Source organism: Streptomyces sp. TRM49041, from assembly GCF_008271805.1.
Classification (GTDB): Bacteria; Actinomycetota; Actinomycetes; order Streptomycetales; family Streptomycetaceae; genus Streptomyces.
The window spans coordinates 1-233 of sequence record NZ_VSRY01000027.1; the positions used below are offsets into that span (position 1 = coordinate 1).

The window sequence follows — 233 nt, forward strand, 5'->3', positions numbered from 1 at the left end:
TGCAGCAGTCGATGACCGTTGCGAGGTAGAGCCAGCCTTCCCCGGTCGCGATGCAGGTAATGTCGCCGACGAGCTTTTCGCCGGGTGCGTCAGCGGTGAAGTTGCGGCCGACGAGGTCCGGCACCTGGCCGGTCGTGACCTGGGTGAGGCTGAACCTCTTCGGCCGCGGCTGACAGGGCTCAAGGCCCAGCTCACGCATGAGCCGGCGGACCAGTTCCAGGCCAGCGGTGACA

1 pseudogene is annotated in these 233 nt (G+C 67.0%); it reads right to left on the reverse strand.

From position 1 onward, the window contains the following. Window positions 1-233 (reverse strand): annotated as a pseudogene (locus FVS66_RS34740) (IS3 family transposase); the annotation flags it as partial.